Annotated in this window: 20 protein-coding genes and 1 pseudogene; 4 read left to right on the forward strand and 17 right to left on the reverse strand. The window is 54.0% G+C overall.

The window, feature by feature from the left end; genetic code table 11:
* Positions 1–31 precede the first annotated feature (31 nt).
* The 4 genes from hcaB to hcaE are packed head-to-tail and all read right to left on the reverse strand — an operon-like array spanning position 32 to position 3,037.
* Positions 32–844, reverse strand: a complete 813-nt coding sequence (hcaB, locus tag FDX01_RS10400) for a 3-phenylpropionate-dihydrodiol/cinnamic acid-dihydrodiol dehydrogenase (protein WP_137399735.1) — start codon at positions 842–844, stop codon at positions 32–34.
* Positions 844–1,161, reverse strand: coding sequence for a 3-phenylpropionate/cinnamic acid dioxygenase ferredoxin subunit (gene hcaC / locus FDX01_RS10405; protein ID WP_096756145.1), 318 nt, complete (start codon positions 1,159–1,161; stop codon positions 844–846). Before hcaC ends, hcaB begins: the two co-directional genes overlap by 1 nt.
* On the reverse strand, positions 1,161–1,679 hold the full coding sequence (hcaF, locus tag FDX01_RS10410) for a 3-phenylpropionate/cinnamic acid dioxygenase subunit beta (RefSeq protein ID WP_137399736.1): 519 nt from the start codon (positions 1,677–1,679) through the stop codon (positions 1,161–1,163). The genes hcaC and hcaF overlap by 1 nt, the downstream gene beginning before the upstream one ends.
* Positions 1,676–3,037, reverse strand: a complete 1,362-nt coding sequence (gene hcaE, locus FDX01_RS10415) for a 3-phenylpropionate/cinnamic acid dioxygenase subunit alpha (protein ID WP_137399737.1) — start codon at positions 3,035–3,037, stop codon at positions 1,676–1,678. Before hcaE ends, hcaF begins: the two co-directional genes overlap by 4 nt.
* A gap of 135 nt (positions 3,038–3,172) precedes the next feature.
* Between hcaE and hcaR the strand changes: the two genes are divergently transcribed.
* Positions 3,173–4,072: a DNA-binding transcriptional regulator HcaR gene (gene hcaR, locus FDX01_RS10420; RefSeq protein WP_137399738.1), complete on the forward strand. Its 900-nt coding sequence runs from the start codon at positions 3,173–3,175 to the stop codon at positions 4,070–4,072.
* Here the strand turns inward: hcaR and FDX01_RS10425 are convergent.
* The 7 genes and pseudogenes from FDX01_RS10425 to FDX01_RS10450 form a co-directional block, all read right to left on the reverse strand.
* The gene (locus FDX01_RS10425) at positions 4,046–7,189 is read right to left on the reverse strand and encodes a discoidin domain-containing protein (protein WP_137399739.1); all 3,144 of its coding nucleotides are present in this window, start codon (positions 7,187–7,189) and stop codon (positions 4,046–4,048) included. The genes hcaR and FDX01_RS10425 overlap by 27 nt on opposite strands.
* A gap of 82 nt (positions 7,190–7,271) precedes the next feature.
* Positions 7,272–7,466, reverse strand: coding sequence for a ChiQ/YbfN family lipoprotein (chiQ, locus tag FDX01_RS10430; RefSeq protein ID WP_137363053.1), 195 nt, complete (start codon positions 7,464–7,466; stop codon positions 7,272–7,274).
* Positions 7,467–7,659: 193 nt separating this feature from the next.
* The gene (locus FDX01_RS10435; RefSeq protein WP_249360937.1) at positions 7,660–9,078 is read right to left on the reverse strand and encodes an OprD family outer membrane porin; all 1,419 of its coding nucleotides are present in this window, start codon (positions 9,076–9,078) and stop codon (positions 7,660–7,662) included.
* A 78-nt stretch (positions 9,079–9,156) separates the two neighbouring features.
* Positions 9,157–9,393, reverse strand: coding sequence for a GH36 C-terminal domain-containing protein (locus tag FDX01_RS23720; RefSeq protein ID WP_283205041.1), 237 nt, complete (start codon positions 9,391–9,393; stop codon positions 9,157–9,159).
* Positions 9,394–9,456: 63 nt separating this feature from the next.
* A pseudogene (locus FDX01_RS10440) lies at positions 9,457–11,352 on the reverse strand (alpha-galactosidase); the annotation flags it as partial.
* Positions 11,349–12,737, reverse strand: coding sequence for a glycoside-pentoside-hexuronide (GPH):cation symporter (locus FDX01_RS10445; RefSeq protein ID WP_137399741.1), 1,389 nt, complete (start codon positions 12,735–12,737; stop codon positions 11,349–11,351). The pseudogene FDX01_RS10440 and the gene FDX01_RS10445, both read right to left, overlap by 4 nt.
* 168 nt (positions 12,738–12,905) lie before the next feature.
* Positions 12,906–14,102 (reverse strand): ROK family transcriptional regulator, encoded by a 1,197-nt coding sequence (locus FDX01_RS10450; RefSeq protein ID WP_137399742.1) that lies wholly within the window; start codon positions 14,100–14,102, stop codon positions 12,906–12,908.
* 115 nt (positions 14,103–14,217) lie between these two features.
* Between FDX01_RS10450 and FDX01_RS10455 the strand changes: the two genes are divergently transcribed.
* From FDX01_RS10455 to FDX01_RS10465, 3 genes are all read left to right on the forward strand, one after another.
* Complete coding sequence (locus FDX01_RS10455) at positions 14,218–17,484, forward strand: DUF5107 domain-containing protein (RefSeq protein ID WP_137399743.1); 3,267 nt, start codon at positions 14,218–14,220, stop codon at positions 17,482–17,484.
* Between the two features lie 46 nt (positions 17,485–17,530).
* Entirely contained in the window at positions 17,531–18,355 is an 825-nt protein-coding gene (locus tag FDX01_RS10460; protein WP_137399744.1) for an aldose 1-epimerase, read from the forward strand.
* Positions 18,356–18,443: 88 nt separating this feature from the next.
* Positions 18,444–19,592 (forward strand): 3-phenylpropionate MFS transporter, encoded by a 1,149-nt coding sequence (locus tag FDX01_RS10465; protein ID WP_137399745.1) that lies wholly within the window; start codon positions 18,444–18,446, stop codon positions 19,590–19,592.
* On the opposite strand, the gene csiE is transcribed toward FDX01_RS10465, so the two are convergent.
* The 6 genes from csiE to FDX01_RS10495 all read right to left on the reverse strand — a co-directional run bounded on the left by csiE (position 19,587) and on the right by FDX01_RS10495 (position 26,926).
* Positions 19,587–20,864: a stationary phase inducible protein CsiE gene (gene csiE, locus FDX01_RS10470; RefSeq protein WP_115257773.1), complete on the reverse strand. Its 1,278-nt coding sequence runs from the start codon at positions 20,862–20,864 to the stop codon at positions 19,587–19,589. The two genes, FDX01_RS10465 and csiE, sit on opposite strands and share 6 nt — an antisense overlap.
* Positions 20,865–21,229: 365 nt before the next feature.
* Positions 21,230–21,829 carry an SIS domain-containing protein gene (locus tag FDX01_RS10475; RefSeq protein WP_137399746.1) on the reverse strand — a complete coding sequence of 200 codons (600 nt, stop codon included), beginning with the start codon at positions 21,827–21,829 and terminating at the stop codon, positions 21,230–21,232.
* Positions 21,826–23,463: an FGGY-family carbohydrate kinase gene (locus FDX01_RS10480; protein ID WP_096756156.1), complete on the reverse strand. Its 1,638-nt coding sequence runs from the start codon at positions 23,461–23,463 to the stop codon at positions 21,826–21,828. The genes FDX01_RS10475 and FDX01_RS10480 overlap by 4 nt, the downstream gene beginning before the upstream one ends.
* Positions 23,464–23,480: 17 nt before the next feature.
* Complete coding sequence (locus tag FDX01_RS10485) at positions 23,481–24,434, reverse strand: ABC transporter permease (protein ID WP_096756157.1); 954 nt, start codon at positions 24,432–24,434, stop codon at positions 23,481–23,483.
* A 1-nt stretch (position 24,435) separates the two neighbouring features.
* Positions 24,436–25,425 (reverse strand): ABC transporter permease, encoded by a 990-nt coding sequence (locus FDX01_RS10490; RefSeq protein ID WP_135911599.1) that lies wholly within the window; start codon positions 25,423–25,425, stop codon positions 24,436–24,438.
* Positions 25,418–26,926: a sugar ABC transporter ATP-binding protein gene (locus tag FDX01_RS10495; RefSeq protein ID WP_096756159.1), complete on the reverse strand. Its 1,509-nt coding sequence runs from the start codon at positions 26,924–26,926 to the stop codon at positions 25,418–25,420. The genes FDX01_RS10490 and FDX01_RS10495 overlap by 8 nt, the downstream gene beginning before the upstream one ends.
* Positions 26,927–26,999: the final 73 nt, after the last annotated feature.

The following is a 26,999-nucleotide window of genomic DNA, read 5'->3' on the forward strand; positions in this document are numbered from 1 at the left end:
TGGCGATGATATTGTGGTACATAATGCCTCCTCAGAGATCCAGTCCGGCGGCAACGTGACGAATCCCGCGAATGCCCAGACCGGCGTCGGCATTGATCATCACGCCGCTCAGCGTGCGGTTATTGCGCCGTGACGCCAGCATCACATACGGGCCGGTAAAATCTGCCGGCTCCGGGAAAAACTGCAGCGGCAAAATGGCGGCAATTTTTTCCGGCGTTAGCGACTGCATAATCGATGTATCGCTCTGACCCAGCGCCTGCGGGCCGCGCAGGTCGGTCGCCATACCGCATGGCCCCACGCCGTTGACGCGAACTTTGGGTGCCAGCTCGTAGGCTAACTGGCGAATCAGACCGGTTGCTGCATGCTTGCTGGCGGTATACAGTGGACCGCCGCCGCCGGGGTACCATGCCGCGTTGGACAGGGTAAAAATGATGCTGCCTTCGCTGGCGATAAGCGCGGGGGCGCAGGCTTTGGCCCCCAACAGATAACCCAGCACGTTGACATTGAATAACTCGTGAAAGCCGGTTTCCAGTGCCTCGGCAGAGGTGTTTACCAGCGAGGCGTTATGATCCCAAATTCCCGCATTGCCGATAAAACAGTCCAGCTTACCGAAGCGAGTGAGTATCTGATCCACCGCGCGCTGATAGTCGGCGTAGCAGGTGACGTTCCCCTCTACCGCCAGCACATGCTCACCAAAACGCTCGCGCAGGTAGGCGACTTTGGCAGCGGAGAGCTCCAGTGTAGCGACCCGCGCACCTTCTTCAATAAAGCGCTCGACCAGCGCCAGGCCTAGGCCGGAACCGCCGCCGGTAATAAAGACGACGTTATCGCGTAAATCGCTCATCAGGCCCCCTCAGGCATATCAATAAATACCTCGCCGCCTTCCACGTGCACCGCATAGGTGGTCAGCGGATCGGTGGCGGGCAGGCACAACGCTTTGCCGGTTTTCAGGCAGAAACTGGCGGCGTGCAGTGGGCACTCCACGGTGGCATCGTCTTCCAGATACCCTTCCGACATCGAGGCATTACCGTGGCTGCAGCGGTCGTTAATGGCATAAAACGCACCGCCAACGTTAAACAACGCGATGACCGGCGAGGTGTCGAGCCGCAGCGCTTCACCTTCCGGCAAATCCCCTACGGGGCAGGCAAATACACGATTCATCAGAACAGTACACTCAGGTTATGGGAGGAGATCACCGCCTGATCCAGCACGATCTCACGCTCCAGTAAACGCCACTCATCGCCCGGCAAGCGGCGTACTTTGTCCACGCGCATGCCAACGTATAAGGTTTCATCCCGCTCTTTTTGTGCGCGAGACAGCAGGTAGTTCAGTCGGACGCGAAACACATCGGGAACGTCGGTTTCGCTAACTTGCAGGTTGCTGATCAGATGCCGGGTGCGCGACGGCGGCTCATCCGCCCAGGCCATGCCGGTTTCCAGACGTGCAATGCGGCGCTCGAGCTGATCTTTGTTGTCGTTGAAAATCCAGGTGGTCGGCGGCTGCACCCCTTTGCGGCGGTCGCGAGTCTGGGCATTCACCGTCGTACGCATGGTGTAACGGATCTCGTCGTCAAGCTGCGCCAGCCAGTCGCGAAACTTCCAGTCATCCAGCAAGCTGGCTTCGTGGTAGAGAAACTGGGTAATGCGATGATGCAGTTCCAGAGAAACTAACGCGCTCATTTCATTACCTCCTGCTGGTAAGCGGTGGTTTTTTCCTGCACTTCCTGCCAGCTTTCGCTGCTTAGCAAATCGGCCCAACGCTGGTACATCCCGCGTGCGGCGGTTTCCGAGAAGATGTAATTGGTGATCCCCGGAATGCCGTCTTCACGACGTTTTTCCTGACCTAAGCCCATTTCCAGACACAGCTGGCTGTTCCGAGCGCGGTGGCCTTTGAGCAGCTTCTGGATCTCGCACCAGTTTTCTGAATCATCTTGTTCAAGAAAACCAGCCGGGCCGAAGGCGCGGGTGGCGCTGTTTTCAAATGCGGCTTTCACTTCATCAGAGGCCGCTTTATCGGCAATACAGAACGCCCACACTTCGACCTGATCCGGCCCGCGCGGGTGCCAGATGCGTAGTGTGGCGGTGCCGTTCAGCCAGGACAGCGTCGGGAAAATGTTGTTATGACCCGCCAGACGCAGGGCGCGAACCTTGCCCAGACGTTGCTCGGCTTCGGCGTAGGTGTCGCGATAGTAGCTGGAGACGTCGCCGTCGACCCAGACGTTGGCATCGGGATTTTCAGTAAAGAAAAATCCGCTGCCGTGCCCATCCTGACCGAACTGCAGTGCATCTTTGGCGGTTTCCCACACCGGACGTGCGGTTTGCCCGTCGCCGAGGCGTTTGTCGCTGCCGTCATCTTTGGCGCCGAGCACCTGCACGGCAGAAGCGTGGCTGAACAACGCGTGATACTGGTCGCTGGCGAACTGCTCAGCGGGGAATTTCCAGTTGCAGTCGATCACCCATTTCTGTACGCCGCCAACGATTTCGGTGCCGCCTTCGCGACGATCCAACACGCCGTCCAGGTACCAGGCGATGTCGCCGAGATAATCACGCAGCGCAGGCGCGGTGGTGTCCCAGTTGCCGAAGATTAGCCCCTTGTAGCTCTCGACGCCGGGCACTTCGTTCAGCCCCCAATGGGACTTGCACAGCCCTTGCGGGTAGGCGCGTGGCTCCAGCGGAACGTCAATCAGCTCGCCGTTAATGCCGTAAGACCAACCGTGATACGGACAGGTAAAAGCGTGGGTATTGCCGCAGTCGGCGTAGCTGACACGCATGGCGCGGTGTCGGCACTGATTGAGAAAGGCTTTGATGCTGCCGTCTTTTTGTCGCACGACCACCACCGCATCCTCGCCCATGTAGGTATTGAAAAAGTCACCCGGCTTCGGGATCTGACTTTCGTGAGCGAGAAACAGCCAGCAGCGTCCGAAGATGCGTTCCAGTTCCAGTTGGTAAATGTCAGGGTCGGTATAAATCCGTGGGGTTACGCGACCATTTTGCGTGTCGATCAGTGAGTAGATGTCTAAATTTGAGGGTGTGGTCATATTTTTTAATCCCGAAAGCTAAGATGTATTGACCTTCTTTTTTTGTACCCCAAGGATGTTGCTGGTTAGTTATCAATCTGTGAAATAGTAAATATCTACCAGCTGAGACGTTTTTTCGATAACAAGGAGTAGGGTATGGAACTGAGGCACTTACGCTATTTCGTCGCGGTGGCGCAGGCGCTGAATTTCACCCGTGCGGCAGAGAAGTTGCATACCTCTCAGCCGTCGTTAAGCAGCCAGATCCGCGATCTGGAAGCCTGCATCGGAGTAACGCTGCTGGTGCGGGATAAACGCAAAGTCGCGCTGACGGCAGCAGGGGAATGCTTTTTGCAGGATGCGCTGGCGATCCTTGAACAGGCAGAAAATGCCAAAATTCGCGCCCGTAAGGCGGTGCAGGAAGACTGTCATTTCTCGATTGGGTTTGTCCCTTCCGCGGAGGTGAATCTGCTGCCGAAGGTTCTGCCGCTGTTTCGTTTAAAACAACCGGACACGCATATTGAACTGGTGAGCCTGATAACCACTGAGCAGGAAGAGAAAATCCTGCGCGGCGAGCTGGATGTTGGCTTAATGCGCCATCCGATTTACAGCCCGGAACTCGACTATCTGGAACTGATTCATGAGCCGCTGGTCGTGGTACTGCCAGTTAACCACCCGTTAGCCAGCGAGAAAACGATTTCAGCCCAGCAGCTGAACGGCGTGAACTTTGTCAGTACCGATCCGGCCTATTCCGGCGCGTTGGCGAAGATTGTCAAAGCGTGGTTTCAACAGCAGGAAAGCCAACCCAATATTGTGCAGGTCGCCACCAATATTCTGGTGACTATGAACCTGGTTGGTATGGGGCTGGGGGTGACTTTGATACCCGGTTATATGAATAATTTTAATACCGGCCAGGTGGTTTTTCGCCCTATCGCCGGTGATATACCGACCATTGCGTTGCTGATGGCCTGGAAAAAGGGCGAGTTGAAGCCCGCCCTGCAGGATTTTATCGCGTTGGCTCGGCGTAACCAGCTAGCGCAGGTTGAGACCATAGGCTGAAAACTGGCGATGTCCCGCCCAAATGCCGTTGGTTAACCCTTGATAGACGATTCGCAGAAAGCGCGTTTCTACGTCGAACTCATCCTCGTGTGTTTGTTGGGCCGTAACCTGATGGGTTTTATTCACCACGACGTCCCAGCTTTCGCCGTCAAGTGAACTCTGGATGACATAGGCGTAAACGGCGTTTTCGTTGAAGACAATTTTGGTGGACGTGACGGGCAGAACGCTGCCGAAATCCACCTGCCAGTAATGTCCTGCCTCGGCGTCGGCGGCGATCCATGATGTTGACGGGTTGCCGTCATTACCGCGTAAAGGCCCATAGTTCATCGACTTCATACTATCGGTATGCGCGGGTTGCCCTAAGGCCAGATCCGTTTTGGCTTCCTCGTCAGGGTTTGCCGTCGTGAACAGCGCGCGAATTTCCGCAATACCCAGTTGGGCGCATGGCATGAAGTCAGCAGAGGCTAGGTAACGGTAAAGCGCGCTTTTTAGCTGCTCGCTAACGCCATTATGTGAATTGGCCTCAATATTTAGCGTACATATCATCAGCCGACCCTGTCCCACCCGGCATTCGAAGAGGTTAGTGCTTTTGTGATTATGGAAAAAGTTAGGCGTCAGTAGCGTTAAGGGGTCGCAGCGACCAAGTGAATCAATATTCATCGCAAAACTATTTTCCAGCAATGATTTCCACTCCAGAGTCGCATAGTTTTCACATGGGAAATAGCGGCTAAACAATGGGTGTTGATTATCAATGATCATCCCACAGGGATCTTTACTGGCAAAATGTACCGGACTCCAGAATACCGGGAACCATGTGCTGGTTGAGAGCTGTGCCACCTGACTTGGGGAGGGTAACAACAGGATGTTTTCCCCATTCTGCAAACGTCTCTCAATGGCTTCAGACCATTCATGGCAGAGGCTTACTGAAGCGGGTAGTGAGGTTGATTCCGTTTTCCCATAGACCCAAATATCCCATTGGTTTTGGTATGGCGTGTCACGAATTTCGGCTTTGACCTGCATCGCCTGCCTTCCCGTTACGTGACTGAAAGGAGCGGCATGAATCGTCAGCGGCTGTTTCAGCAGACCAAGGGGCACTTCGTCAATAAAGACATCATGGGCAAAAAGCACCTGCTGATTTTCGCCAATTATGTGTACTTGTAGCGTCACCTGATGAAGCGGCTCTGCGCCATAATGAGCTATTTGCACCTCCGCGACAAAATCATCATCGCAGGTATAGAACAGCGTGGGCATCATCACCAGTGGTACGGTTTCACAGCAAAAATGGCGAAATGTTTCTGCGGGGACAATATTTTTACTGACATAAAATGCGTCAAGAAGACCGACGGTTGCGGTGCTCTGCCCCGGAAAATCATGCAGACTCAGCAACTGTATGCCACCCATATTTCGGGTGCGCAGTGCGGCTTCTATTTCCATTTTATACAGTAGCAAGGCCAGCTTGCCGGATGAGTGAACAAAGTCATTAAGGTACGGCAGCAGATTTTTTTGCTCGAGGTCATCGCGAATACGCTGCAAATTTACTGGTGTTAAACAGCCCGTATAACGGGGAATTTCGGCTACGTTAGGGTAAACAACATATTGTCCCACCTCGTGAGAAATCACCGGGATCTGCTGAGCCTGAATCCCGGCCGAAAAATTTAGCGTGGTGGCTTCTGCCAATTGGTCGAGGAAATATTGCCCGCGAACCCCTATTCCTGCTGATGATTGGGTGATGAAGAGATCGTCTTCTTCTGCGACCGTACGATCCCAGTTGCTGGTGAGCGTATAGAGGATCTGGGGCTGAATGTTTTTTAGCCTCTGCACGATGTCACGCAAAATCTGAAAATCACCGTTTAATTCGTTTCCATTACTGAAAATACAAAATGAAGGGTGAATGGACCATGTCCTGATAATGCGTTCTGCCTCTTCGGGAAGCCAATGGTAATGTTCGGGATGTTTACCGACCGGAAAATCCATCCAGTTATCCATCCATACCGGGCCTTCAACCTGAAGATAGAGTCCTTCGCGGTCAGCGCAGATAAAGGCCGACTCTGGTGGGCACCATGAGTGAAAGCGGACGTGGTTAAGTCCATGGTTTTTCAACTGCTTGAACACCTGTGTCCATTCAGTTTCCGTTGTTGGCGGATAGCCGGTAAGTGGGTATATACAGCAGTTGATATTGCCGCGTAAGAAACGGGGAGTGCCGTTAATTTTTAACACGCCATCGCGGGTGTTGAGTTGGCGGAATCCGGTTGTTTTTTCTACCACGGCGGTGGTGGAAGATAAGTCAGCAAGGTTCTGGATTTCAACCGCTAATCGATACTGCTGTGGTGTAAATTCGTCCCACAATATGACGCGATCGGCAAGTAAAAAATCGAGGGTGATCGTAGGTTGATCTGGCTTAGTCTGTAAAGATTGGACTTCTTGCTGAATGACGCGGCCGTTCAGTTCACGAAGGGTTAAAGTGAGCATGATATTCTGCCAGTCAGCAATGACCGGCTCCTTATCGATGCGAATTTGTGTCTGACGGCTTTGGCTATCCATGGCCACTAGCAGATGGTTCAGGCGATGGCGGTCTTGAATCTGTAGCTCAACTTTACCGACAATACCGTTCCAGATAGTTTGCGTTTGATCAGTGCGGGCGCTGGGCCAATCGCCGATATTCTGGATATCGCGATTGTCTATTCTCAGCGTAATCTGCTGCGTTTTTCCTTCGCTGATATAGCGAGTGATATCAAATTGATGCGGGGTTGAAAGACTATCCTGGCGACCCACGGCAACGCCATCGACCCACAGCTGTGTTTCACCCATAACGCGTTCGAGAAACAAAATAATGTGCTTATCGGCATGACAATCGGTCAGGCAAATATCCGTTTGATACCAGGCCGCCCCTTGGTACGTATATTCAGTTCTCAGGCATTGTACGGCTTCTTTCGTTAGGCCTGGCGCGAGTACGCGATGCTCGCCCAGTCGGTGTTCAGCACAGGTGCCGGGAATATGGAAGCCGGCAGAGGCTACGCGGTTTTCGAACCATTTTTCATCGATTCCAGTATCCTGAGGGTCTATTTTAACGCGCCACTCGCCTTGTAGATTTACTGTCCTTCCATCATGTAGCAGCATATTTTTTCCTTAGTGGGTTGAACTCATCTGGAAAGAAAGGCGGCTTTTATCCTTTGGATAAATACCGCCTTTTGCAGGTCATTTAGCGAGTTTCTTTTAGTATCTTGTCGCATTTTTCATTGTATGCCTGACCGTTGCCGGTCATTGCCGCCTGGATGCACTCCTGATACGCCATGGGAGAGAGGGGGTCATCGTTGCTGTGTGTCTGCGGCGCAGGCGATGAACTGGCACATCCAGCAAGGAAGAGGGCGACGAACATAGGTAGGTATTTTTTCATGATTTATCCCTGTTGTTATTTTTCACTGCGATAAAGGGTGAATAACAGCGCTTGCGAAGGAATGTAATACCGCTTTTATCGCTATTGGCAGAGCGATGAAGGCAGAGTGCCTTGTCGTTGCTTTGGGGGCGTAGCTGTTTGTGCCAATCACATTGCTGGGGAATAATCATCGAATTCTCACTTTGCGTCAGGATTAGAAGATAGTGAACGGTGCGATCACGTTGAATTTGATATCAATTTCATCCTGGAACATGTTGTTGTAGCCGTTGCTGTAATTCGGGTTGCTGCTGTGGTTGTCGTAGTCGATGTAATGGAGGTTAAACAGCGTTCCTTTGAGGCGACCGGTTTGCACTGTGTGGGCGATGTTAAGCGTCCATGCGGACTCGTCGATACTCTGGTTCTGGTCTGCCAGTTCGCCGTTAATGGTACAACTGGTACATGGCTTGGCGTTCCAGCCGTAAACATAGCCGACGCCGATGGCCCAGCCGGGGAGATCGTAATTTTTTAGATCGTAGGTAACGGCGGCAAAGGCCGAGGTTTCGCCATTGGCGTCAAAGTCGGAGGCTGCATCCCACCAGATATCCAGACGACCGTTGGAGCTGGCGTAGGCCGGGGTTATACGCTGAAGGAAGAAGCCCTGATTACCTTCCGCTTTGACGGTCTGTGCTTCCAGACGGAAGTCCAGAGTATCGACGGTATAACCGAGCGTGACCCCCTGTAACCATGCCAGACCGGAGTATTCGTCATTGATGGAACCGTAGGCGCCTGGCGTGCCGTCACCCACCTTATCTTTTGCGCCATAAAACTGATAGCTGGTGCGCAGCATATTACCCGCAACCGGGAAGCTGTAAGACACTTTCCCCATATACTGATCCATAAAGCCTTCAGCCTGTGCCCATGATGCTTCCAGCAGCAGATTGTTTTTAAAGTCGTACTTCATCCCAATAGACTGAACGTAGTCGATTTTTGTTTTATTATCGGCGGCGCGAAATTCATACATTTCGGTATACCACGGGGCTTTATATTTATCCGACCATAAATAAGAACTGGAGAGTGCGCCATATTTTCCAAAATCCCAGGAACCGCCGACTTCGCTTCCCTGATAAGCGCCAGGAACAAAGCCCCAGTGCACGGCTAATAGAGTTTGTCCGGATGGCTGGATATAACCGGAGCGCATCCAGTAATCGTCATATTTTAGTTTCATCGCGGCTTTGTAGAGATTAAAACCACCCTTGTCGCCGGACCAGTCTTCGCCCCAACGCTGATTGGCTGAACTAAGACTGATTTCGTTTGGGTGAGCGCCGTTGCCGGTCGCCAGGTTAGCAGCGGCAAAACCGGCTACATCGAAACCAATAAAATCAGCCGCGTAGCCGGAAATGAAATCGAGGTTGGCGTTAAAAGTACCGTGATGGAGGTCTTCAACGTAATCGCCGTAGGTGGCGCTGCCCGGCGTCATATCACGTTTATCGCGATAACGTTGGGAATAATAGATCCCGCCGGTTAAATGTGAGTCATCCCAGAATCCTGCGGCCTGTACCGAATCAATAAAAAAAGGTGAAATGAAAACAACACTAATAAGGCTAAACAGAGGAATATTATTGTTTTTAGACATGAGGAAGTCCTTCTTCATAGCGAAGAATCAAAAGGTTGTTTTATTAGATGGGGGTGTTGCCCCCACATTTTTATATGGTTATATACGCTTCAGATGCCAGATGCGGCTGGTGTAGTCACGGCTCAGCGGCGGGTCAATCCACATCCCACGCCAGAGAAGTTCGTCACCGCCCACTGTTTTTTCGCTCGCATCGATATGGTAATAGGCATCGGGATCAAGACCCGCCAGACGCAGCAGACGTAGTGGTGCGGAGGCCTGACTGACCAGCGAAAAGGCCATTACCAGCGCTTCGCTTTGATCGGGTGCGACGAACATCCATGCGGCAAAATCGGCGTTTTCCCACGGGCTGCTCAGCCGCCAGAAGGTGCCGAACTGCAATAACTGGCGGTGCTGCTTGTAGAAGGAAATTTGCTGTTTCACCGCGTCGTCACGTTCGCTATCGCTGCGCATTAAGTCCAGCATCAGGCCGTAGTTGCCGCTCATGGCTACCGCGCCGCGCATATCCATGGTCGTACTGCGCCCCATCTGGTGATTGGGTACCTCTGAGACGTGGGCGCACTGCATAATTGGCGGGTAGAGCAGGCTGGTGGAGTACTGAATATGCACACGAGAAGCGGCATCGGTATTGTCGCTCACCCAGGCCTGTGGCATGTAGTAGAGCATTCCTGGGTCAAATCGCCCGCCACCGCCTGCACAGCATTCAAACAGAATGTGCGGGAAGCGGGTCGTTAACGCGTCAAGCAGAGCATAAACGCCGAGAATATAGCGGTGGGCCGTCTCCTGCTGGCAGGCAGGATGTGCGGTACTGGAGCCTACTTCGGTCATATTACGGTTCATGTCCCACTTGATGTAATCAATGGGATGACTGGCAAGAAACTCGCTCAATTGGGTGAGAATATTGTCGCGTACCTCTTCGCGCCCCAGATCAAGGATGTATTAGGTACGACCTTCTGACAAAGGCTGCTGACCCGCGTTAAGTATCCAGTCAGGATGCTGGCTGAACAGTTCGCTGCGTCGGGAGATCATCTCCGGCTCAAACCACAGGCCGAACTTCATTTCCATCGCGTGAACGCTATCAATCAGCGGCCTCAGCCCCTGCGGGAATTTCTGTACGTTGACAAACCAGTCACCCAGCGATGAGGTATCCCCGTTGCGCTCGCCAAACCAGCCGTCGTCCAGCATCAATAATTCCACCCCCAGTGCTTTAGCATTGGCGGCAAATTTCAGCAGCTTCTGCTCATTGAAATCAAAGTAGGTGGACTCCCAGTTATTCGCGAGGATCGGGCGCGGTTGGTGGCGATGTGGTCCGCGTGCCAGATTGTCTCGATACAGGTCATGCAGCGCCTGCGACAGGCCATTTAAGCCTTTATCGCTCCAGGCCAATATCGCCTCCGGCGTCTGGAACTGTTCGCCCGATGCTAGTTGCCAGCCGAAACCGTGTGGATTAATACCCAGCAGCAGACGAGTCTGGCTGTAGGCATCAACCTCGGTACGAGCGGTAAAGTTGCCGCTATAGACCAGATGTATCCCGCAGGCTTCACCCTGCATTTCGGTGGTTTCCGGGCGTACCAGCCCAATAAATGGCTGTTGATGGGTGCTGCTGGCACCACGCTTACTGTCGAGAACATTGATACCAGGGTTAAGTGGCTGACGGTGCCACTGGCGCTCGCGGGCCCAGGCTCCAGGAAACTGGATCTGCTGCCAACGGGCATCCGGTAAATCAATGTTGCAGCTTAGCGCCCGCAGTACACGCAGCGGTTGCTTCGAGCGATTGGTTAGCGTAGCAGAGCGGGTGATGACCGGATGCTGACGGAAAATCGTGTAGCTTAGCTCAACCTCCAGCAGTGTTACCGGGTCGGCAAGGGTGATAAACAGCGTTTCGGCATCGTTATCGTCTTCCACCCAGGTGGCTGGCAGGTCCGTTAACTCCGGTTTACCCGCGAGAATACGGTGTGAAACATAGTGTAGATTGCTGACCTGATGCCCATCGGCATAGCGCACCTCAAAGGCTGGCTCACGATAGTCTCCCGCACCGTGCCCTGGATATTCCTGAGGGGCGGTATCCAGAGAAAAGGATCGGTCTGGCCATCCGGCCGGTGTTGGCGAAAATGAGGAACGATCCAGTGCTGGATAGTCGTATCCTTGACTCCATGTGCTAAGCCGCTTGCCCCAATAGCTGTGCGTCAGATAACGACCATGGGCTATAACTATCACGTAGCTAATACAGCCATTTTGTAGGTGAAAAGTCTGTGTGTTTTCGTTCCAGCTAATCATGGCGTTACTTCCTGGGCTGTTTTATTACGGCTGTGAATATCATCGAGAATTTCGAAAAAGCGTTTTTCCGTAATTTCATATTTCGCCAGAGGGATAATACTTATGATGGTTAGAATACCAGGGATTAACGTGAAAAAAAGGCCTATCCACATGGCTGTTTGAGGTGATTGTTCAATGTGAGGGATATAACCAGCCCATGCCAAACAAAAACCACCCATCGCGCCACCAATAGCACTGGAAAGTTTGGTTTTGAATATATTAAGAGAGAAAACCATTCCCTCAGAACGATTACCGCTGACCCATTCGCCATATTCAACGCAGTCTGCAACCATCGAGTACAGTGCAATATTTCCGATGCCACCAAAGAACGGTGCGAGAGCACCAATGATGAAAATAATTGTTATGTTACTCTGAAAGAAAAATAACGCCATGCAAGCCAGTGCCATGAGTAGACTGCTGTAGATAGCTGTATTCTTTTTTCCGAATTTAGCAGAGACAAATGGAGATACGATAGCCCCTGCAACTTGTGCAACCTGAGATACCGTCAAAAAAGCCGCTAGCGCAATTTCAGCATTTAAATTGTAAATAAAGAAATATAGCTGGAATGTTCCACGAATAATACCAATGAGTTCCAGTATAAACATGCCAATTAGAAGGTATCTTAATGGCCTGTTTTTCTTGAGAAGTGACCAGAATCCTTTGAAACTCTGTTTTTCTTTGCGTGGGACAGTATATTTTTCTTTCACGCCGAAGAAAGTTATCAGCATGCAAATTAAGAAGATAGCACTAAATATTAGCGAAGCGCCCCACCAGCTACCAACAAATTTGACCAGCCATAACGTAGAGGCGCTGACTGTCAAAAAGCCAAAGGTTGCAATGGTTCTTGGGATAGTAATGACTTTGGTACGCTCTGTAGGGTCCTGCGTAATGGCTGCCGAGAGTGACCAGTAAGGAATATCAATAACTGCGAAGCAAACGCTCCATAATATATATGTGGCATATGCATAAACTAATTTACCAGCCTCAGAAAAATCCGGGCTAATAAAACAGGCTACGGTTGTTAGTGAAACAAGAATACTGCCAACAAGTATCCATGGGCGAAACTTTCCCATTTTTGTGTGAGTATTGTCTACCAGGATGCCAAGAGCAATATCGGTTGCACCATCGACCAATCTGGCAACCAAGAAAAGCAAACCGACAGCTGCCGCTTTAATGCCATAGCTATCAGTGTAATAAAGCATTAAATATATAGCGATAAATGCGTACATGACGTTCGCACCATAGCTTCCCATGCCATAGGATATCGCAGTAGTCCACGATACTTTATCTCGTGGATATTGTTTTTTTTCTACAACTGCTTCTGTACCTGAACTGGTTAACTCCATTTGAGTTCCCCTGAATTGAATAAATGATCGGATTTAACGACAATGAACATCAACTTTCGGGTGGTAGCGTAGAGCAACAAGTGCAGGCGGACTTTGCGCCGAGATTTATATTTCAGTAAACAAAGATTACTAAACGTCTTTTACGTTACGATTCTGACGTCAAAATAATCAAGCTTGCGCCAGCGCCGCCTCAACAAACAGGTAGCCGATACCGGTGATTTGCTGTTGGCGCGTCAGCTTGCCAAATCCAATTTGTGTTTGTCGGGTACGCACGGCGTCACCGTGATCGAAAGGGGTAAAACCAATTTGTTGATAGATGGTCTGTAGCCACTTATCACCAAACTCACAGCTACGGCCGTAGAACCAAATTTGGTTAATGTTGAGAATGTTCAGCAGGTTATATAGCGTCAACCCGATGGCGTTAGCCGCTTGTTCCACCCACTGCACCACCTGTTCATCGCCGCTGTGCCAGGCGTCAATCAGTTGGTGGTTAGAGATGTTTTCAGGATCTAAATCTTGCGGCGTGGGTCGTGATTTCAACCAGATCCGCGCCTGTTTTTTAAGCGCCGACAGTGAGGCTACGGTTTCCAGACACCCGTAGCGGCCGCAGTCGCAGGCGATACCATCACGGTCAAAAACGGTATGACCAATCTGCCCACTGCCGTTGAGCATGCCGCGGTAGATCTGTCCGTTGATGACGAAAGATGAGCCGATACCGTAGTCGACATTAACGATGCAGAAATCCTCACGATTACTGCTGTTTTGCCACTTCTCCGCCAGCACCAACATAATGCAGTCGTTGTCCACCCGCACCGACACACGCAGGCGTTCTTCCAGAAGATATTTAATTTCTACCGGTTTTTTCCACGGTGCCTGTGGCATGGTCTGCGATACGCCAGTATCCGGGTCGACTTGCCCGTGTACTCCCAGCGCAAGATTGATCCGTCTGCCGGGGTGATTCTTGTGTAGTTGCCGCCATAGTCCTTCAATGGCTGAAAGTAACGCTTCTGGCGTAGGGGCGTTGACCTGACTATGGAGAAAATCACCGATCGGCGTCATCTGCGCATCAATCAGCTGGCTTTCAATGCTGGTGGGGGTGACGTTCATGCACAGAATCAGCGGCCCGTCGTTGGGGATCTGATAATGTCCGCTGTTCATCCCGCGCGAGCTGAGATTTTCGCTCGAGTGGCTAAGTTTCTCTTCACCGACCAGTTCATCGAGTATTTTGCTCACCGCCGGAATAGATAATCCGGTATGCGTCGCAAGCTGGGATTTACTCAAACGCTTGTAGCGCCAGACAAGCGCCATAATGGCTCGGCGGTTATGCCGCCTTACCGTTTGATTGTTCAGTCCAGCTATTTGCATATTACTAAACCTTGTTAATAGTAATGCGTGAGCATCGCGTAATTTACCGGAAAATAAGTTCTCTACACTGCCATCCTATCGTATTTCACTGTGTTTTGTTTACTGGAGAATGGTTATGTACGGAGTGGTTAAGGTCTGGCAGGAGACCCTTACGTTGCCGACATGGACAACGGGCAACGAAGACTCAAACCCGATGTTTCTCGAAAAACGTGTTTATCAAGGATCGTCCGGAGCGGTGTATCCCTATGGCGTTGTGGATACGCTGACCGGCGAGCGGGAGATGCGCGAGTATCAGGGGATCTGGATGGAGAATGATTTTATTCGCATTCTGTTGCTGCCGGAACTTGGGGGACGTATCCACCGAGCGTATGACAAGGTGAAACAGCGGGATTTTGTCTACTACAACGAAGTGGTGAAACCTGCGCTGGTAGGGTTGTTAGGGCCGTGGATCTCCGGCGGTATTGAGTTCAACTGGCCGCAGCACCATCGTCCAACGACCTTTATGCCCGTCGACTTCACTCTGCAAACGGGCGAACACGGTGAACAAACGGTATGGATGGGGGAAGTGGAACCGATGCGCGGCCTGCAAGTGATGGCGGGCTTTACGCTTTATCCGGACCGGGCACTGGTGGAGATAACAGGCAAAGTGTTCAACGGCAATGACACTCCACGCCACTTCCTGTGGTGGGCAAACCCAGCGGTGAAGGGCGGGGATGATCATCAAAGCGTTTTCCCACCTGACGTAACGGCGGTATTTGACCACGGTAAGCGTGATGTGTCGGCGTTCCCGATTGCCACTGGTACCTACTACAAAGTGGATTACTCAGCAGGCGTGGATATCTCCCGCTATAGAAACGTACCGGTGCCGACCTCCTACATGGCTGAAAAGTCAGATTATGATTTTGTTGGTGCCTGGCATCACGGTGAGCGAGGCGGTTTATTACACGTCGCGGACCACCATATTTCTCCGGGTAAAAAGCAGTGGACGTGGGGGCACGGCGAATTTGGTCAGGCCTGGGATCGTCAGTTAACCGATGAAAATGGCCCTTATATTGAACTGATGACCGGCGTCTTTACCGACAACCAGCCGGATTTCACCTGGCTTGCACCGTATGAAGAGAAAGTCTTCGTACAGAACTTCCTGCCTTATAGCGAGTTATCATCGGTGCAGAATGCCAGCGCTCAGTTGGTGATGCGCCTTGAGCGGCAGGCCGCGAAGCTTGTCGTGGGCCTGTATGCGGTTGCACCGCTCCATAATGTGCGGGTGGAAATTCGTGATGACCAGCAAACGCTGTGGAACACCCATGTGACCCTGGAACCAGGGCAGAGCTGGCAGGAAACATTGAGTGAATGTTGGTCACAGCGCCTGACGATGACAATCTTTGATAGCGACAACCGTCAGATGCTGCATTACGAAGAGCATATTCCTGAAGAAACGCCGCTACCCAGCGCCGCCGTTGCGCCTAAATTGCCGCAGGAACTGACGAATGGCGAAGAACTTTACTTCATTGGTCAGCATATTGAACAGTACAACCAGGCCAGTCGTTATGCTGAAGATTATTACCGCCGGGCGATTGAATTGGATCCCGAGGATTATCGCAGTAACGTGGCGTTGGGCAATCTGGCGCTGAACCGAGCCGACTGGGCGCTGGCCCAGCGTTGTGCAGAGGCCGCGCTCTCAAGAGCCCACCGGCTGAATAAAAACCCGCGTGATGGTGAAGCCAGTATGCTGCTGGGTGCAGCGCAGGAACGCCAGGGGAAAGAGAGCAAAGCGTGGGATAGCTACTACAAGGCGAGCTGGAGCGGAAACTGCCGTGACGCAGCGTTTTACTCGCTGGCGCGGCTGGCGATGAAGCAGGGTGATGACGCCGATGCGCTGACAAAAGTGGAAATTAGTCTGCAATTTAACGGTGGCAATAACCTGGCTATGGGGTTAAAAGCCCTGGCGTTGGCGACGACTCGCGGTGAACTGGCGGCAGAGGAATATATCGACCAGTCACTCAAGACGCATCCGTTGAGCTACGCGCTGCACTACGCGCGTTGGGCCATCGGAGGGGCGGCGTCTGCTCGTGACGCTTTGATTAGCGTCACCGGTCAGCGTGGCATCAACGCCAGTACGTTAGCTGGCTGGCTGGTCTCACTCGGTAAAAAACAGGATGCTCGTGAGTTGCTGGTACTGCTTGATAGCCAGGAGACGTTGCCGATGCTGTGGCTAGCCTCACTTAGCAACAATTCGCCGTCTTATCTGCAAAGTGCGCAGCGCTGTTTTGCCAACCGTGTGCGTTTCCCTAACACCCTCGACGAAGTAGTGATGTTGCAATCTCTGCAACAGGATGCTTTTGCTTGTTATTTGCTTGGCTGCTTCTGGTACAGCAAGCGTCGGTATGATGAGGCTATCGCCTGCTGGCAGCAGACGCTGGTACTTCAGCCAGATTTTGCGCCGGTACACCGCCTGCTGGGGATTTACGCCTGGAATAAACAGCATAATGCCCAACTGGCGAGCCAGTATTTACAACAAGCGGTGGCGCTGGAGCCCGATAATGCGCGTTTCCTGTTTGAACTGGATTACCTGCAAAAACAGCAGGGGCTGAGTATCGAAACGCGGCTGGCGCTGCTGACGTCGCGTCGCTGCGTAGCGTTAAAACGTGATGATCTCACCGCTGAGCTGCTTAGCCTGTGGAACGGCGTGGGTGAATATGACCTGGCTGCACAGGTGCTGCGCGACCGCGAATTTCACCCCTGGGAAGGGGGCGAAGGGAAGGTTACCGGGCAGTATTTGCTCAACCAGGCTCATCGCGCACTAGAGGCTATTCGTCAGGGGGGAACGGGGCGCGCGGTTGAGTTGCTCCAGCAGGCGCTACGTTATCCGCTAAACCTGAGTGAAGGGCGGTTGCCAGGACAAACCGATAACGATATCTGGTATCTATTGGCTTATTGTCATCAGAAACTGGGCGAAAGCGAACTCGCGGGCCAGGCGTTGGCACGTGCAATGCAGGGGGACTCCGGCCTGAGCGCGGGACGTTACTACAACGATCAGCCCGCTGACTATCTGTTCTGGCAAGGAATAGCGATGAGGAAGAGCGGTGAGCATCAGCAGGCAGATGCCCATTTCCAGGGCTTCCTTGATTGGGTAGAAGGTCATCGGGATAGCGTCCCGGAAACAGACTTTTTTGCTGTATCGTTGCCGGACCTTGTCGCGTTGGATGCGAGTTCTGTGTTGCGACATCAGCAACATTGCTTGTTTATTGAGGCGTTGGGCTACCTTGGACTGGGCAAGCGTCATGCATGTCAGAATGCCTTGACGCTACTGCTGACGCTGAACCCGGCCCATGATAAAGCGCTGCTGATAAGCCATGCGTTGGTAAGCGGTCTCTTTGACTAACCTGGCTGCCGGGCGGGAAACCGTCCGGCACTCACGAGACGTAGCAATGACGCGAATACGATTACAGAATGCGGCGCTTGAGGCTGAAATTGATGCGCAAGGCGCAAAGGTGGTGCGGCTTATCTTTCGGTCTCATCAGTTGCCGGTACTTCATGAAAACCCAGCGGGCGCAATGTTCCCCATGTTACCGCTGGCTAACCGGGTGGCAGGTAATCGCTTTCTGCTGCGGGGGGAAGAGGTGGTTTTGCCGCAGCATGAGGCGGACGATAAATTCTTCTTACACGGTGACGGCTGGCTGCGGCGCTGGGAGGTGGTTTATGCGACTCAAAGCGGCTGTTTGCTGCGCTTACGCGGCTGGCATCCGTGCGGTTACGACTATACGGCGCAGCTGTGCTATCAACTGGAAGCGTCCAGCCTGCATGCCTCGTTGACTCTCACCCACAGCGGTGAACGACCGATGTTGTACGGCTGTGGCTTCCATCCGTTTTTTGCCTTTGATGCGCGCAGTACGGCGCAGTTTTCTGCCAGCGGCTACTGGCCGGAGGGGGAGCAACACCTGCCGTTACCCTGGCAGCACGATATCCCACCAGCGGCTGATTTCACTCGCGCACAGTATGGCGAGGACGCTTGGCTGAACGTGGGGTATTCCGGCTGGGGCGGGCAGGCGGTCATTCAACGAGATGTGATGAAGCTCACGATTCTGGCGCAAACTCCGTGGCTTATGCTGTTCAGAATGTCGGGTGAGGAGTTCCTTTGCCTCGAACCGCAGACGCATCCGGTGAATGCCCACCACATGCCGGGCCAGCCGGGGTTACGCCTTTTAGCGCAGGGAGAACAGTGCCATTTTGCGCTGCAAATTCGCGTAGAATAGGGCAATTATCATGTTATCTGCCTGTTAATACTCGCTTGCGCCAGCCGGGGTTTATCGCCAGACTATCGCCTCCAAACGGGAGGGAATCATGGTTTTGCACTCCACGCGCTGGCTGGCGCTCGGTTATTTCACCTACTTTTTTAGCTACGGGATTTTTCTGCCTTTCTGGAGCGTGTGGCTCGAAGGGTTGGGGCTGACGCCTGAAACCATCGGCCTGCTGTTAGGCGCGGGGTTAATTGCACGTTTTCTCGGTAGTTTGCTCATTGCGCCGCGCGTGAGCGATCCCTCTCGTCTGATTTCCGCTTTACGCATTTTAGCGCTGCTGACGCTGGTGTTTGCGCTGGCCTTCTGGGCGGGGACGCACGTGGCGTGGCTGATGGTGGTGATGGTCGGGTTTAACCTGTTCTTCTCGCCGCTGGTGCCGCTGACGGATGCGCTGGCGAATACCTGGCAAAAGCAAATCACCATGGACTATGGCCGGGTGCGGTTGTGGGGGTCTGTGGCCTTTGTGATTGGCTCGGCGCTGACCGGTAAGCTGGTGACCCTGTATGACTATCGGGTGATCCTGGTGCTGCTGTCACTGGCGTTGGCGTCAATGCTGCTGGGTATGATGATCCGCCCGAGCGTGCAGCCTGCGGGAGAAGTTCGCCAGCAGGAGAGTACCGGATGGCCAGCATGGCGTCAGCTGATTATGCAGAGCTGGCGCTTTCTTGCCTGCGTGAGCCTGCTGCAAGGGGCGCACGCCGCCTATTATGGTTTCAGCGCTATTTACTGGCAGTCTGCCGGGTATTCGGCGTCAGCGGTGGGCTATTTATGGTCACTGGGTGTGGTCGCGGAAGTGATTATCTTCGCACTCAGCCACAAGCTGTTCCGCCGCTTTAGCGCCCGCGATCTGTTGCTGCTCTCCGCCGTGTGTGGCGTGGTGCGCTGGGGGTTGATGGGCTGGAGCACCGAGCTGCCGTGGCTTATCGTGGTGCAAATCCTGCATTGCGGTACGTTTACCGTGTGTCACCTGGCGGCCATGCGCTACATTGCCGCACGCCAGAGCAGCGAAGTGATTCGTTTGCAGGCGGTCTATTCCGCCATTGCGATGGGCGGCAGTATTGCCATCATGACCGTGTTCGCTGGTTACCTGTACCAGAATATGGGCAGCGGTGTATTCTGGATTATGGCGCTGGTGGCGCTGCCCGCCATCGTCTTGCGGCCTAAAGTGACGGCGCAATCACCGGTGTTATGATTCGAGGATTTTGCGGATCTGCTGCTGCTGATGCAGCGTAAGTGACAGATCCGCATGAATCAACGGCGGTGAAAACAGCGGTAGCGGCGTGGTGTACGGGGTAATAATCAGCGCCACGCCACGCGGCGAGCCCTGTTTCTGAAAGTCCTGCATCGGCATATGTTTTACGTTCAGCGGCAGCAGGGTCAGCTCACGCAATTGCTGCTCAATATGCGTCTCCAGTCGTTCATTATTGCCCGTCAGCAGAATGATTTGCTTCTCGTGCAGATCTTTTTCCTGCATCAGCCATGCGCCAAAAATGACGGCGACCAGCCCCGCTTCTTCTTCAGAGAAATGCACTTCGTATTCCGCTTCAAATCCCTTGAGCGCTTCTCGCGTGGTGCGCACCAGCCGGGGATAGAGCCGACTGAACTCCTCCGGCAGGGTGTTATCAATGCCAATCGCGAACACGCTACGGTTCAACGCCTGAGCAAGATGCACGTACAACTGGTCGTTCAATCCTTGTTCGTCGCTGAAGCGGACGTTGCCGCTCTCGCGAAAACGTAGCACCAGTCGGGCAATGGCCAGACGCAGGCGGCGGTCCTGCTGATGGTTATCGCGAATGGGATCGGGGATGCGGATCATCGAGAACAGCAGCGCCATAAACAGCGACTCGCCCGGTGGCGCACTTTGCATCACACGACGCTGCCAGTGACGACCGATTTCTTCGGCGAGCGCATACTCGGCGCAGGATTGCGCCCAGCGCTGTTGTAGCGGGTTAAACTCCGGGTGGAGCCCGGCGTGATGTTGCAGCAGGCTGTACTGTAAAAACAGGCGCAGAAACTGGACATCCCGGCATTCAAACGGCTTTTGCAGTCGCCGGGAACAGAGGTTGATGAGTGCATGCAGATTGGTGTCGTCATACAGCGTGCGGGCGATACCGCGTTGTTTGAGCTGCATTTTTAACGCGGGTGTGAACTGCCCGGTGATAAAGCCCGGGCACAGCCGCAGGCCGCGTCGTAGCCAGTGCAGAAAGCACAATCGTTGATTGAGTGCCGATCCTTCGATCTGGTAGCCACCATTCTGCGTGGCAATGATAGTAAGGCGATGATAACGCTGGATTTCAATCCCCGCGCCGATGATATCCTCGCGGACCACATCGTCTTCGACGCCATTGAGGGCGCTAAATGTCTGGGTGGTCGCGATTTGCCCCGGCTGGAACAGCGTCAGCAGCACATGGCAGCGGCGCTGGGGAGCAGAAAGTACAGATGGCGGGGCAAGCGTTGACATCATCTGTAGAGTCTCCCGAAAGTATGTTTGGTAAGAATAGCTAAAGTTTGCTCATAGAAATGAAGAATGGAATCCTTTCCGCCAGGAATGCTGGAGACCGTCACAGAATTTTTAACGCGAGGAACAGTGGGCGGGAGTTAAACGCAGCGCGTTAACACGCTTTTTCATTGTTTTATCTTTTGTTGCAATATAAAAAAACACTACCAGTGGCTGTACTGTTTGTCAGTTAAGCATTATGGAGAACATGTGATTCCGGCTCAGGGTCACGTTCACGGGTACTATCATTTCAGATAAGTGAAAAACATAAGGTGAACGTAGCAATATACCGGAGGCAACAGATCCATTACCTCCGGAACAGCTGTCTGGCGTTACTGCCTACGGCTCAGCCTTAATCCCACATCGCCGCCAGGATGCACGGCTAACAGCGTTTCCTTAGAGTAGCCACTCTCGCTCATCAGACAGGCGCAGGCGGCATCAAATATCGCCAGGACCAGAATAATGGAGGTGGTCGCCAGCATGTCCAGCGGATCGGCCTCGCGCTGTACGCCGGTGGAAATCACCAGCCGGGAGGCGCTGGCGATGGCGGAGTTTGGGTTTTCCGTCACGCTAATTATCGGCACATTCCTCGCAGCCAGTCCCGGCAGCAGTCGGGTAAGCTCATCCGAATTCCCTCCGCGCGACAGCATAATCACCCGATCGTCTGCGCGTAAAAAACCCAGGTCGCCATGAGCGGCGTCGGTGGCATTGAGGTAAATTGCCGGGCGTTCGACGCAGGCCAGCATATGCGCCACTTTCCGCGCGGCAATGCCGGAGGTACCTACGCCGGTGACGACAATTTTTCCTGTGCAGCCGCGCAGTTCGGTCATTAAAGACTGCCAGGTCTGCTCTGTCAGATGCTGGCCCAATCCCGCCAGAGCCTCACTGTAGAGCTGCCATACGCCGGTCGCCTGGGACCATGAATCATTCATGCGTCCTCCTGCATTAACTGGCGGTATTTCATATGGTCCTGGTACATCTCGTGGAAAACCCGGTATTTGCGATCGTAGTACTGCTTAATACGGTTGGTTTGCGGGGTGACCGTTTTACCAATGCGGCTCATCGCTGACATCGCTTCCGGGAAGGTATCGAACACACCTGCGGCGAGGGTTCCCATCATGGCGCTGCCCAGCAGCATGGCTTCACTTTCTTCCGGTAGCAGCATCGCACAGCCGGTGGCGTTGGCATGTTCCTGCACGAAAATTGGGTTTTTCGTGCCGCCGCCGCTGGCCATAATGGTATCGATGGTATACCCGCTTTGGTTCATCGTTTCGATAATATGCCGCGTCCCCAGCGCAATGGCCTGAATGGTCGCCAGATACTGCAGCGCCATATCTTCCGGCGTCCGGGACAGCTTCAAGCCGGTAATTGCACCGGTGAGCGTAGGGTTGGCGCGCGGGGAACGGTTACCGTGGAAATAGGGCAGAATGTGCATATCGCGGGTCAGAAACGCGATATCTTCCGGTTCGCCGGCCATTTTACGCAGCAGCGCATTCAGCACTTCGTAAATGGTCTGCCCCTGTGATTTTGCCTGCGCCAGCAACGTGTCGTAGCACGGGTGTGACTGAATAACGTGGTCGATTAACGCGCCGGTGGCCGACTGTCCGCCTTCGTTGAGCCAGTATTGCGGCAGGACGGCGGAGTAGTAAGGACCCCAGACGCCGCTGATAAAGCGCGGCTCTTTAGAAATTGCCATATGACCGGTGGACGTGCCGCCAATCAGCGCGACGCGGCGGTCAAAATCAGCCACTTCGCCGGTCACACCGCTGGCGCCGAGGGTGCCCAGCGTTCCGGCGTGGGCATCAATAATCGACACGCTGACCGCGGTCCCTGGGATCAGACCCATTTCGCTGGCGGCCCGTGCAGAAAGGCCATGACCGAGCGGTTCCCCCATCGTTTTCACGTCGCGGCCAATTTTAGCGGCATCGTGCTCCAGCAAGTCTTCCAGCCCAATCTGGCGGAAATAGCTGGCATCCCATTTGTCCTCATGACCCATATAGGTCCATTTACACACCGTCGAGCACAGCGAGCGCGTGTCGTCGCCTGTCGCGCGCCAGGTGAGGAAATCCGGCAGGTCAAAGTAGTAGCCTGCATTGGCCCAGGTGTTGGGCATATGCTGCTTCAGCCACAGCAGTTTTGGCGTTTGCATTTCCGGCGAGATAATCCCGCCGACGTAGTCCAGCACTCGATGATGCAGGGCGTTAATGCGCTCGGCTTGAGTAATGGCGCGGTGATCCATCCACACAATAATGTTTTGTTCGCTGCGCCCGGAAGGGCTGATGGTCAGCGGTTTACCTTCTTTATCGAGCACCACCAGCGAGCAGGTGGCGTCGAAGCCCAGACCTTTCACCTGAATCGGGTTGATATCTGACTGGTTAATCGCATCACGAACCGCGTTACACACTGCCTGCCAGATGTTATCTGAGGATTGCTCAACGAAATCGGCCTGCGGACGGTAAATCTCAATCGCCCGGCTAGCCTGACCGACCATTCTGCCGTTGAGATCAAACACGCCTGCACGGGCGCTACCGGTTCCGACATCCACACCAATAAAGTAACTTGCCATAATTTTTTCTCCTGGAATCAGGCTTTACGATTCTGTAATGCGATAAAGAGGATCAGCACCGCGCCCCACAGCGCCATCGTCAGATAGCTACTGACCCCCAGCAAGTTAAGGCCGCTTTCCAGCATTTGCAGCACAATGAGCGCCAGCACCAGGCCGATAATACGCCCGAAGCCGCCATCCGGGTTGATGCCACCCAGCACCGAGGCGAGGATGGTGACCAGCAGATAGGATTCGCCGTATCCGGCTTTTGCCGAGTTAAATTTCGCCATCATCAGGATGGCGGCTACCCAGCCGAGCAGGGCCGAAATGACGTACACGGAGATCTGTACCCGTACCGTATTCACGCCGCTGTAGCGGGTTGCCTGTTCGTTGGACCCGACGAGATACAGGCTGCGCCCAAGTGTGGTGTGTTCCAGCAATACCCACAGCAGGATGGCCACGAGGAAAAAGAGCAGTAGCGCCACGGGGATACCGGCAATCGTGCCGTTACCCAGGTATTGAATAGCGGTCGGGAAGCCGGAAATGACCGTGCCGTTAGAGAGCAGAATATTCAGCCCGGAGATAAGTGTCATGGTGCCGAGCGTGGCGAGGATCGGCGACACGCCGACCCAGGCGATCAGCGCGCCGTTCAGCGTACCAATGGCCACCGCCACAGCAGCACCCGCCAGCAGGGCGATGACCAGGAACAGAGGGTTATCCGGATGGGCGACAATGATTGCCGCCATTACCAGTGAGCAGGCGTTAGCTCCGGCAATAATGGACAGGTTAATGCCGCCGGTCAGCATGGTCATGCCCATTCCCAGCGCCAGCATGCCGAGGATCGGTAGCTGTGAGCTGATGGACTGGAAGTTAGCCACGCTGAAAAAACGGCTGCCAAGCAGGGCCGAGAAGACCAGCGCGACGACCACAATAATGATGCATTGCAGACGAATGATGGCATCACCGGGTAAAAATCTGGCGATTGTTTTCATCTCAAAGCTCCCTTGCCAGTTTACGTTTTTCGTTCCAGGCCGTGGCGCTAATGCTGACCAGGATAATGGCGCCGCTGAACACGGTGTGCCAGTAAGAGGAGACGCTCAGCAGCGTCAGGCCGTTTTGTAAGAAGGCCAGCAGGACAACGCCGAGCAACGTTCCGGTCAGGGTACCGCGTCCACCGCTCATGCTGGTTCCCCCGAGCACGACCGCCGCCAGTACCGTCAACTCAAAACCGAGCAGGGAGTTGGGCGCGACGGATTGGGTGATTTGCGCCTGCACCACGGCGGCAACGCCTGCCAGAATCCCCATGTAGCCGTACACGTAGAAATGCAGCTTCAGCAAATTCAGACCCAGGCGCGACGCCGCGTCGCGGTTGCCGCCCATGGCGTAAACCTGGCGACCGAGGCGGGTATAGTTCATCAGTACGGCAGTCACAATAATCACCGCCGCCAGACACAGCAGGGGCAGGGTCAGTCCGTAGTCGTAGCCGTCCGCTGCGGTGAACGAGAACCAGTTGATGCCGTTCATGAACCAGTCCGGGAAGCCATACAGCCAGGTACCTTTAGTGGCGTACACCAGCAGGCCGTAGTAGACGTTCAGCGTGGCGATGGTAATGATGATCGCCGGTACGCGCAGCCAGTAGACCAGAAAGCCGTTAATAAGCCCGAGCAGCAGTCCGACGGCAATGGCAATAACCAGCGCCAGCGCAAAGTTGCCGCCGTGGCCGATCACCCAACTGGCCATCGCGTACTGGGCAATGGCGGTCATCGCCGGGAATGAAATATCGATCCCACCGGAAATCAGCACCACAAACAGGCCGCAGGCCAGAATGCCGAGAATGGCGTAGCTGGTGGCGACGTCCGTAAGGTTCCCCAGCGACAGGAACTCATCGGTACTGACGCTTAGTCCTACGGCGAGTGCCACCACCAGCAGGCCCAGCCAGAATTCATGTTGCCCGAGCAAACGGGAGAAATGCAGACTATTCATTGATGACCTCGACCACTTCAGCAATCTCCTCTTCACGACACTGATGAGGATTAAATTCCGCCACCAGTTTGCCGCGACGCATCACCAGCACGCGGTGGCTGTTGTAATAGGCTTCCGGGATCTCATCGCAGATCATCAGCACCGCCATTCCCTGCTCGGCCAGATCGCGGGCAATCTGGTAAATGCCCTCTTTGTTGGCAATGTCGACGCCAACGGTGGGGGAATCGAGGATCAGGATGCGCGGATGGGTCGCCACCCATTTGGCAATGGCGATACGCTGGGCGTTGCCGCCGGAGAGCGTTTTGACCGGCAGGTGCGGATCGGACACTTTGATGTTCAGCTCGCGGATCAGATCAGCGACCAGCTTTTGTGCTTTAGCGTGGTCGAGCAGGCCGCTGCGGGTGTGCAGTTGATCGAAGACCGTGACGATAGTGTTGTCGTAGATCGACTGCTCCATGATCAGTCCCTGCGTCAGGCGATCTTCTGAGACGTAGCCGATCCCGTGCTGGATGGCATCGTGGTTATTACGCAACCGGACCGGCTGACCGTTAATGCGCATTTCGCCGCTCTCTGGGTGGGTCATGCCAAACAGGCTCAGACACAGCTCGGTGCGCCCGGCACCCAGCAGGCCGACAATCGAGACAATCTCACCACCGTGCAGTGACAAATTAATATTCTGGTATTTTCCGCGACGGCTCAGGTTGCGCAGTTCCAGCAACGGTTCGTGGGAGTCGAATGACTTCTCCGGCAGCGGGCTGTAATGGAAGCGTTGCCCGGTCATCAGGAAGGCCAGTTCGTGGCTGTCCAGTTCGCTGGCAGGATACGTGCCGACCAGTTTCCCGTCGCGCATCACGCTGATCCGGTCAGCCACCTCCATCACTTCATCAAGACGATGGCTGACAAATACCACGCAAATGCCGGCGGCTTTCAGTTCGTTAACCACCCGCAGCAGGCCGTTGACTTCCTGACGGGTTAACGAGGCGGTGGGTTCATCCATGATGACCAGCCGTGCATCGGCGGCAATCGCCCGGCAAATCGCCACCAGTTGGCGGTCGGCGATGGAGAGTTTCTCGACCTTTTTGTCCGGATCGAGGGTTACGCCAATGCGCTTCATGGCTGCCAGCGCTTGTTGTTTCATGGCGCCGCGACGTACCCAGATATCACCGCCGGGCAGGTAGCGGTTAACCGCAATATTTTCCGCGACGCTAAAATTGGGGAATAGCGACAGATCCTGATAGATGACCTGGATGCCATAGTGAGAAGAAAGCTGTGGCGTCAGGTGATGGAACAGCTTGCCATCAAGTAAAATCTGCGCGCCTTTTTCAGGGTGATAGACCCCGGAGATCACTTTAATGATGGTGCTCTTGCCACAGCCGTTTTGGCCCGCCAGACAGTGAACTTCGCCTTTTTTCAGCGTCAGATTCACGTTATCCAGCGCCAGCACGCCCGGGAATTGTTTGCTGATATTCTCAAGAGTGATAAATGCGGTGGTGTCTGCCATGGACAATACCCCTGCGAGCGTCCTGACGGACGCTGAGTGTGAGTGTGGTGGATAGCGCCGACCAGACGGTCGG

The sequence above is a fragment of the Citrobacter sp. wls613 genome, assembly GCF_005281195.1.
Lineage (GTDB): Bacteria > Pseudomonadota > Gammaproteobacteria > Enterobacterales > Enterobacteriaceae > Citrobacter > Citrobacter gillenii.